Annotated in this window: 12 protein-coding genes; 7 read left to right on the forward strand and 5 right to left on the reverse strand. The window is 72.4% G+C overall.

Translation table 11 applies throughout. The features are described 5' to 3' along the window. Positions 1-75: 75 nt before the first annotated feature. Positions 76-1,440 carry an SWF or SNF family helicase gene (locus ACIBJG_RS31000; RefSeq protein ID WP_399312502.1) on the reverse strand — a complete coding sequence of 455 codons (1,365 nt, stop codon included), beginning with the start codon at positions 1,438-1,440 and terminating at the stop codon, positions 76-78. Beyond that, positions 1,437-4,334 carry a DEAD/DEAH box helicase gene (locus tag ACIBJG_RS31005; protein ID WP_399312504.1) on the reverse strand — a complete coding sequence of 966 codons (2,898 nt, stop codon included), beginning with the start codon at positions 4,332-4,334 and terminating at the stop codon, positions 1,437-1,439. Before ACIBJG_RS31005 ends, ACIBJG_RS31000 begins: the two co-directional genes overlap by 4 nt. Positions 4,335-4,589: 255 nt before the next feature. On the opposite strand from ACIBJG_RS31005, the gene ACIBJG_RS31010 reads away from it, so the two are divergent. From ACIBJG_RS31010 to ACIBJG_RS31020, 3 genes are all read left to right on the forward strand, one after another. Then, positions 4,590-5,633 (forward strand): fatty acid desaturase family protein, encoded by a 1,044-nt coding sequence (locus ACIBJG_RS31010; RefSeq protein ID WP_399312506.1) that lies wholly within the window; start codon positions 4,590-4,592, stop codon positions 5,631-5,633. Between the two features lie 95 nt (positions 5,634-5,728). Beyond that, positions 5,729-5,911 (forward strand): hypothetical protein, encoded by a 183-nt coding sequence (locus ACIBJG_RS31015; RefSeq protein ID WP_136325839.1) that lies wholly within the window; start codon positions 5,729-5,731, stop codon positions 5,909-5,911. Between the two features lie 15 nt (positions 5,912-5,926). Next, positions 5,927-6,469 (forward strand): MOSC domain-containing protein, encoded by a 543-nt coding sequence (locus tag ACIBJG_RS31020; protein ID WP_399312508.1) that lies wholly within the window; start codon positions 5,927-5,929, stop codon positions 6,467-6,469. A gap of 78 nt (positions 6,470-6,547) precedes the next feature. On the opposite strand, the gene ACIBJG_RS31025 is transcribed toward ACIBJG_RS31020, so the two are convergent. Both ACIBJG_RS31025 and ACIBJG_RS31030 read right to left on the reverse strand, forming a co-directional pair. After that, positions 6,548-7,471: a hypothetical protein gene (locus ACIBJG_RS31025; protein WP_399312509.1), complete on the reverse strand. Its 924-nt coding sequence runs from the start codon at positions 7,469-7,471 to the stop codon at positions 6,548-6,550. A gap of 117 nt (positions 7,472-7,588) precedes the next feature. Then, a complete protein-coding gene (locus ACIBJG_RS31030) occupies positions 7,589-7,897 on the reverse strand; it encodes a hypothetical protein (protein ID WP_399312510.1) in 309 nt (102 codons plus the stop codon). A 90-nt stretch (positions 7,898-7,987) separates the two neighbouring features. Here ACIBJG_RS31030 and ACIBJG_RS31035 point away from each other — a divergent pair, with 90 nt between their 5' ends. Next, a complete protein-coding gene (locus tag ACIBJG_RS31035) occupies positions 7,988-8,890 on the forward strand; it encodes an oxygenase MpaB family protein (RefSeq protein WP_399312512.1) in 903 nt (300 codons plus the stop codon). A 93-nt stretch (positions 8,891-8,983) separates the two neighbouring features. Here the strand turns inward: ACIBJG_RS31035 and ACIBJG_RS31040 are convergent, their stop codons facing one another. Continuing rightward, on the reverse strand, positions 8,984-9,583 hold the full coding sequence (locus tag ACIBJG_RS31040; RefSeq protein WP_399312514.1) for a class I SAM-dependent methyltransferase: 600 nt from the start codon (positions 9,581-9,583) through the stop codon (positions 8,984-8,986). A gap of 159 nt (positions 9,584-9,742) precedes the next feature. On the opposite strand from ACIBJG_RS31040, the gene ACIBJG_RS31045 reads away from it, so the two are divergent. The 3 genes from ACIBJG_RS31045 to ACIBJG_RS31055 all read left to right on the forward strand — a co-directional run bounded on the left by ACIBJG_RS31045 (position 9,743) and on the right by ACIBJG_RS31055 (position 13,697). Continuing rightward, positions 9,743-10,618: an MHYT domain-containing protein gene (locus ACIBJG_RS31045; protein WP_399312516.1), complete on the forward strand. Its 876-nt coding sequence runs from the start codon at positions 9,743-9,745 to the stop codon at positions 10,616-10,618. Positions 10,619-10,683: 65 nt separating this feature from the next. Next, positions 10,684-13,263: a nitrate- and nitrite sensing domain-containing protein gene (locus ACIBJG_RS31050; protein WP_399312518.1), complete on the forward strand. Its 2,580-nt coding sequence runs from the start codon at positions 10,684-10,686 to the stop codon at positions 13,261-13,263. Next, positions 13,260-13,697 carry a roadblock/LC7 domain-containing protein gene (locus ACIBJG_RS31055; protein ID WP_359080229.1) on the forward strand — a complete coding sequence of 146 codons (438 nt, stop codon included), beginning with the start codon at positions 13,260-13,262 and terminating at the stop codon, positions 13,695-13,697. The genes ACIBJG_RS31050 and ACIBJG_RS31055 overlap by 4 nt, the downstream gene beginning before the upstream one ends. Positions 13,698-13,713: the final 16 nt, after the last annotated feature.

The following is a 13,713-nucleotide window of genomic DNA, read 5'->3' on the forward strand; positions in this document are numbered from 1 at the left end:
TCGAGTTGAACTCCCGGGCAGAACACGGCGGCGGGCAGGGGCGATGATCCCCAGCCCGCCGCAGTCGAGCCCTTGTCAGACGTCGGCGGAGGCCGCCGCGTCCGCCCAGGCCGCCGCCGGATCCTCGTCGGAGGGCCCCGCCGGAGTCCAGCGGCCGCTCTCCTTGCGGTACGGATACCAGCGCCCGTCCCGCCCGTAGCGCAGCTGAACCGTGCCGTCCGCCGACGTCCAGCGATTGCGCTCGGCCCGCAGCCGGGGCGCCTCGTCCTCCTCCCAGGCTCCGGCGAGCCGCGTCCTGGCCCGGGCCAGCGCGGCGGCGTCCGGCGTCCACTCCTCGTCGAGCACGGCGAGCGCGGCCGCGCCGCCGTACTGCCAGGCGCGCACCGCGGCCGGCAGACCTGCGCGTTGCCGGCCCGATCCGGTCGCCAGCCGGTCCGCGATCCACGGCTCGGGCCGCGCGTCGGCCGCCAGCCGCACCGCGTCCTGTTCGGGCGTCAGGCCTGCCGGGACGGGCTGCTGTCCGTGCCCGGGTGCCAGTGCCTCCGCGAGCATCCGGTGCGCGCGCGCCGCGCCGTCCGTGGCCAGCATCTCCAGGGCCGCCGGGTCCACGCCCGGCTCGGGATCGGTCTCCGCGTCCAGGGACGGAGCCGGGCCCGGCTCGTCGGGAAGCTCCGGGACCGGGGGCAGCGGCGGAAGGATGCCGGCTGCCGCGTAGGCCTCCGTCGCCGGGATCCCGCGCACCACGGCTTGCTCCGCGGTCTCCTCGGCGGGCTCGTCCGCCGTGGCTGACGGCGCGTGACCCGCCGCCCTGGCGGCGATCCGCACCTGGAGCTCGTCCAGCAGCCGCCGTTCCCCGCGGCCCCGCATCAGGAGTACGACGAACGGATCCTGGTCCAGCAGCCGCGCCACCTGGTAGCAGAGTGCGGCGGTGTGCGGGCAGTGGTCCCAGGCCTCGCAGGCGCACTCCGGGTCGAGGTCGCCGATGCCCGGCAGCAGGTCCACCCCGGCCGCGGCCGCGTCCTCGACCAGATGCGGCGGCATCTCCCGGTCGAGCAGTGCGGCGATGTGCCCGGCCCGGTCGACGGCCATGTCCAGGAAGCGGTCCCATTCCTCCTCGGTCAACTCCTGGAGCAGTACGTCGCTGCGGTAGCCGCTCTCGTCCCGGTCCCGGACCACCGCGGTGATCCGGCCCGGCCGCACGGAAACCGCGCCGACCCGGCCCTCGCGGGCGAACCGGCGCCCCTTCTTGAGCTGTTGTCCGTCGAGCGCGGTGTCCTCCAGGGCCTTCAGCCAGGCCCGGCCCCACCAGGACTCGGCGAAGCCGCGGCCCTGCGCCGGGGGCAGCGCGGCGAAGGTGCGCTCCTGCCCGGGCGCCGTGTCGTCCTGCCCGTCCCCGTCGTACCGGTCACCGAACGCGTCCGACTCGTATCCGTCGCTCATCGTGCGCCCCCTCGCAGCTCCACCAGATCGGCCAGTTCCGCATCGCTGAGCTCGGTCAGGGCGCTCTCGCCGGAACCGAGCACCGCGTCCGCGAGCCCCTGTTTGCGGGCCAGCATCTCCGCGATCCGGTCCTCGATCGTGCCCTCGGCGATCAGCCGGTGGACCTGCACCGGCTGGGTCTGCCCGATGCGGTACGCACGGTCCGTGGCCTGCGCCTCCACGGCCGGGTTCCACCAGCGGTCGAAGTGCACCACATGGCCCGCGCGGGTGAGGTTGAGTCCGGTCCCCGCTGCCTTGAGCGACAGCAGGAACACCGGTGCCCCGCCCGACTGGAACCGGCTGACCATCGCCTCCCGCTGCGCCACCGGCGTCCCGCCGTGCAGGAACTGGGTGCCGATCCCGCGCGCGGCCAGATGCCGCTCCAGCAGCCGGGCCATCTGCACGTACTGGGTGAACACGAGGACGCCCGCGCCCTCGGCGAGGATGGTGTCCAGCAGCTCGTCGAGCAGCTCCACCTTGCCCGAACGGTCCGCGACCTTCGGATCCTCCTCCTTGAGGTACTGCGCGGGGTGGTTGCAGATCTGCTTGAGCGCGGTGAGCAGCTTCACCACCAGACCGCGCCGGGCCATCCCGTCGGCCTCGGAGATCGTGGCCAGCGTCTCCCGTACCACCGCCTCGTACAGGCCCGCCTGTTCGGCCGTCAGCGACACCGCACGGTCCGTCTCCGTCTTCGGCGGCAGCTCCGGGGCGATGCCAGGATCGGACTTGCGCCGGCGGAGCAGGAACGGCCGTACCAGGGCGCCCAGTCGCTCGGCCGCCGCGGGGTCGCTGCCGCCCTCCACCGCACGCGCGTACCGGGTGCGGAAGGTGCCGAGCCTGCCCAGCAGGCCGGGGGTGGTCCAGTCGAGGATGGCCCACAGCTCGGAGAGGTTGTTCTCCACGGGGGTGCCGGTGAGGGCGACCCGCGCCTGCGCGCCGATCGTCCGCAGCTGCCTGGCCGTCGCCGAGTACGGGTTCTTCACGTGCTGCGCCTCGTCGGCGACGACCATGCCCCACCGCACGGCCGCGAGCCGGGGCGCGTCCAGCCGCATCGTGCCGTACGTGGTCAGGACGAACTCGCCGTCCACCAGGTTCTCCACACTGCGGGACGCGCCGTGGAAGCGGCGGACGGGGGTGCCCGGGGCGAACTTCTCGATCTCTCGCTGCCAGTTGCCCATCAGCGAGGTCGGGCAGACCACCAGAGTGGGTCCGGCAGCCCTTTCGAGCGTCTGGCGGTGAAGGTGCAGGGCGATCAGCGTGATGGTCTTGCCGAGCCCCATGTCGTCGGCGAGACAGCCACCGAGCCCGAGCGAGGTCATCGTGTGGAGCCAGTTCAGGCCGCGGAGCTGGTAGTCCCGCAACGTAGCGGTGAGCGCGGCCGGCTGACCGACCGCCGGCTCCTCGCCCGCCCCGGACTCCGGGTCCGCGACCCGCTGCCGCAGGCGCTCCAGCCAGCCGGTCGCCCGGACGTCGACGCGGTGGCCGTCGACCTCGGTGGACCCCGTCAGCACGGCGCCGAGCGCGTCGATGGGGGTGACCTTGCGGTCCTGTGTCTCCCGGGCGCGACGCGCCTCTTCGGGGTCGATCAGCACCCACTGGTCGCGCAGCCGCACCAGAGGCCGCCCTGCCTCGGCCAGCCGGTCGAGTTCGGCACGGCTGAGCTTGTGGTCACCGAGGGCGAACCACCAGTTGAACGTCAGCAGGGAGTCGGTGGCGAGGAGGGGCGCGGTGTCCGACACGTTGCGTGGGCTCCCGTCCGGCTCGCCTTCGCCGTCCGTGTCGTCCGGGGGGCCGATCACCGCGCGCGCCGTCAGCTTGCGGGCCAGCTCCCGGGGCCAGTGCACCTGAACACCGGTGGTGGCGAGCGCCCGTGAGGCGGGGCCGAGCAGGTCGGCGATCTCCTCGTCGGCGGGCTCCACGGCGTCCGGTACGGCAGCCGACAGCAGGGGAGCCAGGGGTGGCCAGGCGCGGGCGGCCCGGCGCAGCATCAGAAGGGTGTCCATCCGGGCCCTCGGCCCGAAGGCGGCGGCGGCCGGTCCCGAGCCGGCCCAGACCTCGGCGGCGTCGGCGACCAGCGTCGGATCGCTCACGCCATGGATCTGCGGGACGACCCGGAAGGAGGGGCCCGAGGGCTGTCCCGGGGGCACCTCGCCGGTCCGGTCGAGGCCCGACACCTCCACGCGCAGCGAGAGCCGGACGCCCGCGTCGTGCCCCGCGGCGACATCGGTGACCCAGGCCCGCTGATGGGGCAGGTGCTGCGGTGCGTCAGCGGCGAACGCCGGGCCACCCGCGGCGAAGGCGGCTCCGGGTGTGCGCGGCAGGCCGTCCGCGACCGCGTCGAGGAACTCCCTTACCAGCCATTCCGGTTCGGGCAGCAGCACGGGCTGCGCCAGCGCGTCGGCCGGCACCGCGTGGGCGGTCGGCGGCATGGACGCGGCAAGGGTACGGATCCGCGTCAGGTCGTCCGCCGTCAGCGGGCCGGCCCGCCACGCGTCGTGATCCGTGGCGCTCAGCCCCGGCAGCAACAGCCCCCGGGCGGCGAACTGCAGGGCCAGCAGCCCCGCCGCCCCCCAGAACAGGGCTGCCGCGGAAGCGTGTGCGGCGGTCCGGGCGCGTGTCAGCACCGCGAGCGCGTCCCGGACCGGGATGATCCGTGCCGGCACCGCGTACGGCAGGGCATCGGCGCCGGTGACGGTCAGTTCCTCCACAGTTCCGGGGGCATCGGGCGGACTGCTGCCGTCCGGATACCAGAAGGCGATCCGCCCGGTCCGGGCGGGATCCGCGGGCAGGAAGACCACGGAACAGCCGGCGAGTGCGGAGATCTCGGAGAGCGTTGCTGCGGGGAGGCGGTGCACAGCGATGTCAGAGTCCTCAAGTTTGACTAGTGGGCCGAGGTCGCCGAGGGTACTCCTTCGCTGTCGTCGGCGGCAGTCCGCGAAGCGTGATTCATATCACTCACAAATGCCCCGAATGTCTTCCAGGTGTAGCCAGCCCCCCGTGCGAATGAGGGGGCTGGCACCAGGAAATCCCGGGTGGTGGCTCCATGGCTGCTATACATCTGCGACCCGTACGTTTCATCAGGTCAGCGCACCTATAAGACCGGAGACATCATGCCTCAGGCCGCAACCACCGTCGCGGAACGAACCCGTGACAGTGACAGAAGTGCTGGAAGTGACTTCGCGCCACTGCTGCGGGCCGTCAAGGGGCAGGGGCTCCTCGAACGACGCACCGGCTGGTACGCGGCGGGCATCGCCGCCAATCTGCTCGCACTGGGTGCGCTGCTGACCGCAGTGGTGCTCCTCGGGAACACCTGGTGGAACCTGCTGCTCACGCTGCCCCTGGCCATCATCTGGTCCCGCACCGCCTTCGTCGGACACGACGCCGGCCATGCCCAGATAACCGGCGACCGGCGGGTGAGCCGGATCATCGGCTTCATCCACGCCAACCTCCTGCTCGGCATGAACGAGGCGTGGTGGAACGACAAGCACGTACGTCACCACGCCAACCCCAATCACATCGACAAGGACCCGGACGTCGGCGTCGGCGCCCTCGTCTGGACCCAGAAGCAGGCGGCGCAGCGCGAGGGCTTCGCCCGCTGGCTCACCCGTAACCAGGCCCGGCTGTTCTTCCCGATGCTGCTCCTCGAAGGCATCGCCCTGAAGATCTCGGGCTTCCAGTACCTGCGGCAGCAGCCCGTCAGGGAGCGTGCCCTGTCGGCCACACTTCTGGTGGCTCACCTCGGCCTCTACGCGACGCTGCTGCTCACCGTGATGTCTCCCGGGAAGGCCGTCGTGTTCGCGCTCGTGCACCATGCGCTCTTCGGCCTCCACCTCGGCATGGCCTTCGCCCCGAACCACAAGGGCATGGAGATGCCCGATCCCGACGGGGACCGCTGGGGACACCTGCAGCGGCAGGTCCTCACTTCGCGCAACGTGCGCGGCGCCGTCCTCACCGACTGGTTCCTCGGCGGGCTCAACTACCAGATCGAGCACCACCTCTTCCCGAGCATGCCGCGCCCGCATCTGCGGCTCGCCCAGCCCCTGGTCAAGGCGCACTGCGAGGAAATCGGCATGCCGTACGCAGAGACCGGGCTCATCGAGTCCTACCGGCAGGCGCTGGAGCACATGCACGAGGTCGGCGCCCCTCTCAGGTGACCGGTGCGGACGCTTCTGCCGCAGCTGGAACCGATGGGCACCCACAGGCGTTCTCACAGCAGGAGCGGCCACGGGCCGCGAAGGAGGCGTGGACGATGTCGAACAGCGCAAAGATCGCCATCGGGGGAGTTGTCGTCGCGGTCGTCCTGATGCCGTTCATCGGGTTCTGGCTGTCGCTGCTGGTGCTCATCGGAGTGCCCGCGATCGCCTATCTGGCCTTGGATCCGAGTCAGCGGCGCAGGCTCCGTAGGATCACGCGTAAGGAAATAGGCCGCTGAGAGGGGACCCGCACCGTGGGTGGGACAGTCACCGCTGTGAGCAGCAATGAGGCGTACAGCTTCACCAAGCCGAACCGGGACAGCGTGACGCTGCTGACCGGGCTGGGCGTGGAAGGCGACGTACACGCGGGGGTGACGGTCAAGCACCGCTCCAGGGTCGCGCAGGACCCCACCCAGCCGAATCTGCGCCAGGTCCATCTCATGCACGAAGAGCTGTTCGACGAGGTGCGCGAGGCTGGATTCGACGTCTCTCCCGGTGACCTCGGAGAGAACGTCACCACCCATGGTGTCGATCTGCTGGCGCTTCCCGTCGGTACCCTGCTGCACCTCGGCGGCGAGGCCGTCGTCGAGATCACGGGGCTGCGCAACCCGTGCCTTCAGATCGACAACTTCCAGGACGGACTGCTCAAGCGGGTCGTCGGCCGGGACGAGGCGGGCCACATCGTCCGCAAGGCCGGGATCATGAGTGTGGTCGCCGTGGGCGGCGTGGTCCGGCCCGGCGATCCGGTCAGGGTCGAGCTCCCTGCCGAGCCCCACCGGCCGCTGGAGCGGGTCTGACACCCTGACGCGCGCGGGAGCCCCGGGATCGAAGGATCCCGGGGCTCCCGCGCGCGGTGGTCCGGCCGCCCGCCGAGGTCAGGACGGCCGCACGGCCATCGCGTCCAGGGCCTCGAGCAGCTTGGGCAGTTCCGTCCCGCGCCCCACCGTCATGATCTCTCCCGGCACCTCGTCCAGCAGCAGGAAGGCGATGTCGTCGGTCCTGGCGACCATGGACCAGCCCGGGCCGTCGGCCCGGATCATCCGGGCGTCGCCGGGTGCGAAGGAGGAGCGGACGCGGCCGGGGGGCGGCGGGGTGTCCACGTAGGTGTGTGCCTCCGCCAGAGCCCGCCGTACACCGGGATGCATTCCGGAGCGGGGGGCGTCGTCCGCGGTGGCCTCCGTGCCCTCGCCCGACCGGTCCGAGTCGCCCGACCGGTCCGGGCCGTCCGAGCTTTTCGAGGCTTCCGTGTCGGCAGCCGGGTCCGCGTCCCCGTCACCCGCCGGCGCAAAGGCCGTCTCGTCGTCGATCTGCTCCCGCCAGACCGCCCACTGCAGCGCGATCGAGTCCGCGCCGAGCCGGCGCTGCGCGGGCCCCCACACGTCGGTGTCCGGCGGAGAGAGCGTCGGCAGGTCCTCCCCGTCCGCCTCCGGGTCCGGCTCCGGATCGTGCGGAGCGCTCACTCCGGGAGCGGCGACCGCCACGGCCAGCGGCCAGCCAGGGAGTGCGCAGACCACCGAGTTGTCGTCCGGCGACAGGTCGTACTCCATCCCGCAGTCCCAGGACGCTATCGCGACGGCCACCAGGGACACGTCGTCGACGACCACGGTCCACCGGGCCCCGTCCCCGTCCTGCCCCAGGATCAGCCCGTACCCCTCGGCGTACGGTTCCAGGCCGAGAGCCGCACAGGCTGCCGGGTAGTCGTCGCCGAGGACGCTCGGAAACTGCGCAGGGGTCAGCAGGACCGCAGTCAGCACGTACAGTGCGTCGTCGTCGGCGACTGTGTTGTCCGTCCCGGTCACTGCACCCTCCTCTTCCGTCGTGGTTGTCGTCGGCGCACCTTAACCAGTGGGTAACCCGCTCGTCGAGGCCCTGACAAGGCAGGACGCGGGCTCGGGCGACGAACCGGACGGCAGCCCTCAGCCGTCCGCCAGGCCGAGCAGCGTACGGGCCACCCTCTCCGGCGACTCGTCGCGCTCACGGGCGAGCGCGATGACGGCACGGCAGGCCAGTTCGCCGACGCCGAACGAGAGCGCCTCCGGCGACACCCAGCCGCTTGCCTCGTCCATACGGTCCTGGTCCTCCTCCACCGATGCGGCGACGAACGTGGCGGCCGCCTCGAAGAGGTTGTGCTGCCGGCGCTCCGGTGCCGGTGCGGCCGAGACGGACAGTCCGTCCTTGCGCCCCGGGGTCACGGCTCTGCGCAGTATGCCGAACATGCTGGTCATGGGGACCGCCTTTCGTTGACGCGTACGTACTCACCGTCCTGCCCCCGCACGTACGCTGGGACACTCGACCTGGACAAGGGGGACGGTGCGGTGAAGCGTTACGACCGGCTGAAGGACATCCAACGCCTCGATCCGGAGCGGGACTTCCTGGAGATCTACCGCATCACGGCGACGTACGAGTTCCCCTGGGACATCACCCGCGCCCTCGAACTGGCGCTGTACCGCACGTATGCAGTCCCCAGCATCGGTCGGCTCCTCGCGCGGACAGCCGAACTGACGGACCGTTCACAGAAGCGTTACGACGACACCGCGCTGCTGCTCGACACCGTCGTCGAGCACGGCTTCGACAGCGAGCCGGGACGTACGGCCATCCGCCGGATCAACCGGATGCACAACAGCTTCGACATCAGCAACGACGACATGCGCTACGTGCTGTGCACCTTCGTCGTCACCCCGAAGCGATGGCTCGACGCCTACGGCTGGCGCCGGCTCTCCGGCCACGAACTGCGGGCTTGCGCCGCCTACTACCGGACGCTGGGCGCGCACATGGGGATCAAGGACCTGCCGCAGACGTACGAGGACTTCGAGCGCACCCTCGACGCCTACGAGGAGGTTCACTTCGGCTGGGACGAAGGGGCGCGCTCGGTGTCGGACGCGACGCTGGAGCTGATGGCCTCCTGGTATCCGCGCCCTCTCGCGCCGCTCGTGCGCGGCGCGAGCCTCGCCCTCCTCGACGACTCGCTGCTGCGGGCCTTCCGCTACGGACAGCCGAGCGCCGCAGCCCGCGTACTCACCCGAGGCGCCCTGCGCCTGAGAGCCCGCACGGTCCGCCTGCTGCCGCCGCGCTCCCGGCCCCACTACGCCCGGCAGAACCCGGAGATCAAGGGGTACCCGGACGGGTACGAGGTGGCCGCGCTCGGCACCTTCCCCACACCGGGCGTCGGCGGCTGCCCGGTTCCGCACCTTCGCCGCCCGGACGCCGAGGCCGGGTGACCTAGGGCCTTCCGTTTGGATCATGCCGGGCTCGCGGGGTCCGGCCTGATCCAAACGAAAGGCCCTAGGAGGCGGCACGCCGCGCCGCCCGCGTCACCCGGTGCGTTCGGCCAGCGCGAGGAAGCGGCTGTCCTCATCGGCGTACGAAGTCAGACGCCAGCCCCAACGGGCCAGCAGGGGGCCGAGGTTCGGCTCGGCCCGCAGGTCGCGGTCGGTGATCTGCCGGCCGTGCCGCGCGGCCAGTGCCGCCCTGCCGATGGGGTGGAACAGCGCCAGCAGCCCGCCCGGCCGCACCACCCGGGCCAGTTCGGCCAGGTCGGGGCCCGGCCGGTGCAGGTGCGAGATCAGCCCGGCCGCGAACACCGCGTCCAGGGCACCGGGCCGCAGCGGCAGCAGGGCGACATCGGCCTGGATCAGCGGCCCGCTGCTGCCGCGCCCCGCGCGCACCGCCGACTGCAGCATGGCCGCGGTGAGGTCGGCGCCCAGCACGGTGCCCCCGGGCCCGACAGCCGCCCGCAGGGCCGGCATCGCCCGCCCCGTACCGCATCCCGCGTCGAGAACGGCATCGCCGGGGCGGAGCCCCAACGCGGCGACCGCGGTGGCGAAGGCCGGGCCGTCGTCGGGAAAGCGCGTGTCCCAGTCCGCGGCGCGAGCGGCGAAGAACTCCTGGACGTGTGTGTGGTCATCGGCCATACGGACATGATCGCGCAGCCATCGACCGAACGAAACGTCGTGGATCGATGCACATGTTCGACCACGCTCCGATCGTTCGGGAACATCTCTCTGTCATATTTCGGCAGCTTTCGAATGCGCCCCAGGCGCGCGCCCCGGCGCGACTAGCGTCCCCGAGTCATGGGACACCTGGACCACGCCGCCTTCGGCTGGCTGACACCTCTGCTGTCGTACGCGATGGCCTGCATCGGCGCCGCGCTCGGCCTGAGCTGCACCGTGCGTGCGCTCGACACGACCGGGCGCTCGCGCCGCAACTGGCTGATCACAGCCGCATCGGCCATCGGCTCGGGCATCTGGACCATGCACTTCGTCGCGATGCTCGGCTTCGGCGTCTACGGGACCGACATCCGCTACAACGTGCCGCTGACCTTCCTCAGCCTGCTCGGCGCCATGGTGGTGGTCGGCGGCGGTGTCTTCGCCGTCGGCTACAGCCGCGACCCGACCAGGGCGCTGCTGCTCGGCGGGTTCGCCACCGGGATCGGCGTCGCCAGCATGCACTACCTCGGCATGGCGGCACTCCGGCTGCACGGCACCGTCCACTACGACCCACTGAAGGTTCTCCTCTCCGTCGTCATCGCGGTCATCGCCGCGACGGCCGCTCTCTGGGCCGCGCTCAACATCCGGTCGACCCGCGCCGTCGCCCTCGCCTCCCTCGTCATGGGAGCGGCGGTCAGCAGCATGCACTACACCGGAATGCTGGCCGTGACCGTGCAGGTGACGCCCTCGGGAGCCGCGCTCCACGGGGCCACCGCGATGCAGTTCATCTTCCCGCTCGCCGTAGGGCTCGGCTCCTACCTCTTCCTCACCTCGGCGTTCGTGGCGCTTTCCCCGACCGCGCCGGAACGCGCCGCGTACGCCCATGCCGAGCATGTGCAGACCACCGAAGCGGCTGCGCCCGGACCTGTCGGCCGAGGCCCTGACCTCCGGCCCCGACGCGCCGCGCCCAGCCCCGACGCGCCACCCGTCGGCACCGGCTCACCCGCCGGCACCCGTTGACGAACGGCCCGGCCCGCCCCACCAGCCGCCCAGCCCGCCCAGCCCCGACCCGGAACGAGGAGGCCATGCGCCCACCCCGCACGACCCCGGACCCCGGTGCCTCCGACGCCCGGCCCGCCACCCCGTCGGCTCCGCCGGCCCGAGGCCGCCGCGCGCACGCCGGACCGCCGGCCGACGAGAGCGCCGAGCACGACGGCCCGCTGCCCACGCATGGCATACGCGCCCCTCGCGGGCGTCGGACATTGCGCCCCAGGACCGTGCGCGCGAAGATCATCTCGCTGCTCATGCTGCCCGTCGTCTCCCTGCTCGCCCTCTGGGGCTTCGCCACGGTGTCCACCGCCCAGGACGTGGCACGGCTGCGGCAGTTGCAGCGCGTCGACGAAGAGGTCAGGGCGCCGGTCGCGGCGGCGGTCGCGGCACTGCAGAACGAACGCAAGGCGGCCATGCTCCAGGCAGCCGACCCCGGCAGCGCACACGCCTCCGCCCTGGAGGAACGCGCCGGGCGAACCGACACCGCTCTTGACGCACTGCGGCTCGACGACGGTCACACAGTCGCCGACACCGGCAACCTGCCCGGGGGAGTGGCCGGCCGGCTCGGCCGCTTCCTGGTCCTCACCCAGGACCTGCGAGGGGACGAGGGGAACCGCAAGAGCGCCGACGGTGACGAGGGTGCTGTGTACGACCGCTACACCTCGACGCTCAGCGCCGCCTTCGCCGTCTCCGGCGCCCTCACCGGCATCCAGGACGACGCCCTCGGTTCCGACGCCCGCGTTCTGCTCGAACTTGCCCGCGCCGACGAGATGCTGGCCCGCGAGGACGCCCTGATGGCCACCGCCGCACGCGTCGGCACCCTGAAGGACCGCCCCCTGCGGCTGTTCACCGGCGCGGTCGACACCCGGCGCAGCCTCACCGAGACCGCGGGCGCTGACCTGCCCGCCACCGAACGCGCCGCCTGGCGGGAGTTCACCGCACGGCCCGCCTACCGCTCCGTCCAGACCGCCGAGGACGAGGTGCTCACGGCGGCCCCCGGCAGCGACGCCGCCCGGGCCGTGTCCGCCACCGACTGGCAGCGCGCCGCCGACGACGTCCGCGGCGAACTGCACAGCATCACGGTCGGCGCCGGAGAACGAGCCGCCGACCGTGCGGACCCGCTCGCCCACGGACTGCTCAGCCCGTCCGGCGCCGCCGTGATCTTCGGCTGCGTCGCCGTCGCCGCCTCCCTCGTGATCTCCGTACGCATCGGGCGCGCGCTCGTCGTGGAACTGGTCAGCCTCCGCAACAGCGCCCTGGAGATCGCCCGGCGCAAACTGCCCCTGGCCATGCAGCGGCTGCGGGCGGGCGAAGAGCTCGACATCCGGGCCGAGGCCCCGCCGGGGCTCGCCTCGCAGGACGAGATCGGCCAGGTCGGCGAGGCTCTCGGCACCGTCCACCGGGCCGCACTCAGTGCCGCCGTCGAACGGGCCGAGCTCGCGGACGGGATCTCCGGCGTCTTCGTCAACCTCGCCCGACGCAGCCAGGTGCTGGTCCACCGCCAGCTCAACCTCCTGGACAGCATGGAACGCCGGGCCGACGACCCCGACGAGCTGAGCGACCTCTTCCGCCTCGACCACCTCACCACCCGGATGCGCCGGCACGCCGAGAGCCTCATCATCCTGTCCGGCGCCGCGCCCGGCCGGGCCTGGCGCATGCCGGTGTCCCTGACCAACGTCGTGCGCGCGGCCGTCTCCGAGATCGAGGACTACGCCCGGGTGGAGGTCAGCCGGCTGCCCGACGCCGCGGTGAAGGGCACGGCAGTCGCCGACCTCACCCATCTGCTCGCCGAACTGGTGGAGAACGCCGCGCAGTTCTCACCCCCGCACACCAAGGTGCGCATCACGGGCGAGCCCGTGGGCAACGGCTACGCCCTGGAGATCGAGGACCGCGGCCTCGGCATGGGAGCCGAACTGCTCGGCGAGGCCAACCGCCGCATCGAGCAGGCGGAGGCGCTCGACCTGTTCGACAGCGACCGGCTCGGCCTGTTCGTCGTCAGCCGGCTCGCCGTACGGCACCGGATCAAGGTCCAGCTGCGCACCTCTCCGTACGGCGGCACCACGGCGGTCGTCCTGCTGCCGACGGCGCTGCTGCAGACCGCACTGCCGCCGGCCGAGGAGCAGGAAGCGCCGCAGAAGGCCTCCGTAGAACGCCGGGACACGTCCGAGCGCACCTCCTTCGGACCGGGCCCCCGTGCCGTACGGCCCCAGAACACGGCCTTCCCCGCGCCTGTCGCGGTCCAGGCGCTGGAGTCCCGCACGGGCCCCACGGCCCAGGTGACCTCGCTGCGCCCCCGCCGGGCGGAGGGCAAGGACGAGACCGGGCCGGCGCCGCAGCCACCTGCCGGAGCGAAGGATGACGACGAGACCCTGCCCCGCAGGGTGCGGCAGGCCAGTCTCGTACCCCAACTGCGCGAGGAACCGCGACCCGAACCGCCGCGTGCCGGCGGACCCGCCGAGGACACGGCCGCGCACCGCACCCCCGAACAGGCCAGGGACCGGATGACCGCCTACCGGGCCGGCTGGGTGCGCGGCGGCGGCGCCGCCCCGGGAGCCCCGGCGACACTCCCCGGCACCACCGAATCCCGCCCGCTCAGCGAAGGAGACCCCGCATGATCGCGAACGAGAGGACCGGGGTGCCCCGCCGATCCGGTGAACTCGACTGGCTGCTGGACGATCTGGTGACCCGCGTCGGCGAGGTCCGGCACGCCGTCGTGCTCTCCGGCGACGGGCTCGCGGTCGGGGCGTCCAGCGCGCTGAGCCGCGAGGACGCCGAGCACCTCGCCGCCGTCGCCTCGGGATTCCACAGCCTCGCCAAGGGTGCGGGACGGCACTTCAGGGCGGGAGACGTACGTCAGACGATGGTCGAGATGGACGACGGATTCCTGTTCGTGGCCGCCGCGGGGGAGGGGTCGTGCCTCGCCGTGCTCAGCACGGCGTTCGCCGACATCGGCCTGGTCGCCTACGAGATGGCCCGCCTCGTCAAGCGGGTCGGCGAGCACCTGCGTACTCCGGCGCGCTTCGCCGAGCACCCGTCGGCAGCCGGCTGAAGGGGGCGGGGAGAGC

This window comes from Streptomyces sp. NPDC050422, from assembly GCF_044458665.1.
In the GTDB taxonomy this organism is placed as follows: Bacteria; Actinomycetota; Actinomycetes; order Streptomycetales; family Streptomycetaceae; genus Streptomyces.

Bases quoted from the DNA above. Each gene is read 5' to 3' on its own strand.
- ACIBJG_RS31015 (WP_136325839.1), top strand. From the start codon at position 5,729: ATGTCGAACAGCGCAAAGATCGCCATCGGGGGAGTTGTCGTCGCGGTC.
- ACIBJG_RS31045 (WP_399312516.1), top strand. From the start codon at position 9,743: ATGGGACACCTGGACCACGCCGCCTTCGGCTGGCTGACACCTCTGCTG.
- ACIBJG_RS31050 (WP_399312518.1), top strand. From the start codon at position 10,684: ATGCGCCCACCCCGCACGACCCCGGACCCCGGTGCCTCCGACGCCCGG.
- ACIBJG_RS31040 (WP_399312514.1), bottom strand. From the start codon at position 9,583: ATGGCCGATGACCACACACACGTCCAGGAGTTCTTCGCCGCTCGCGCC.
- ACIBJG_RS31000 (WP_399312502.1), bottom strand. From the start codon at position 1,440: ATGAGCGACGGATACGAGTCGGACGCGTTCGGTGACCGGTACGACGGG.
- ACIBJG_RS31010 (WP_399312506.1), top strand. From the start codon at position 4,590: ATGCCTCAGGCCGCAACCACCGTCGCGGAACGAACCCGTGACAGTGAC.
- ACIBJG_RS31030 (WP_399312510.1), bottom strand. From the start codon at position 7,897: ATGACCAGCATGTTCGGCATACTGCGCAGAGCCGTGACCCCGGGGCGC.
- ACIBJG_RS31055 (WP_359080229.1), top strand. From the start codon at position 13,260: ATGATCGCGAACGAGAGGACCGGGGTGCCCCGCCGATCCGGTGAACTC.